Origin of the sequence: Streptomyces sp. DH12, assembly GCF_020873895.1 — a bacterium.
GTDB lineage: Bacteria > Actinomycetota > Actinomycetes > Streptomycetales > Streptomycetaceae > Streptomyces.
In genome coordinates, this window is sequence record NZ_JAHWGT010000555.1 from 1 (window position 1) to 564 (window position 564).

Sequence of the window (564 nt, forward strand, 5' to 3'; positions counted from 1 at the left end):
CCTACGGACCGCGCATGGCACGGAAGGGCTAGTTCGGCCCGGCCACCGGGGGTCCCCTTGCCGGCCCGCCGGCGCCGCTCACTCCTGGGCGATCCGCCCGGCGTAGATGTCCTCGTCCGCGGGAAGCCGCACGTCGGCGGGGGTGCCGAAGCCGTACAGCAGGGTGGTGGAGGCGACCGCGACGGGCTCCTGCCGCTCACCGTTCACGAAGCTGAACCGGTGCCGGATCTAGCGGATCCGCCCCTCGTCGTCGAGGTACACGTCGAACGGCACCCGCGCGGTGGCGAACCCTTTGGCCGCCGCGCCCAGCGGCCCCCGGTTGACCTCCGACGCCGCGGCCGAGGCCGCCTCCAGGTCGGCGGTGCCCCGGTAGTGCCGCACCCGCGCCCCCGCCACCTCGGTCCGCCCGACGAACGTCGCCGAACGCGTCCCGCGCAGCACCTCGGCCGCGGCGAACGGATCGGTCGCCCCGCCGGTGACCAGGTTCCCGTCGGACAGCGTCGCGGTGTCCACCCGCACCCACTTGTCGGCGGGCACCCCGGCGCCCCGGTTCTTCATGTACAG

At 75.0% G+C, this 564-nt stretch carries 1 pseudogene; it reads right to left on the reverse strand.

Annotated features, from left to right (window positions below):
• Window positions 1-78 precede the first annotated feature (78 nt).
• Window positions 79-564 (reverse strand): annotated as a pseudogene (locus LPA54_RS35740) (hypothetical protein); the annotation flags it as partial.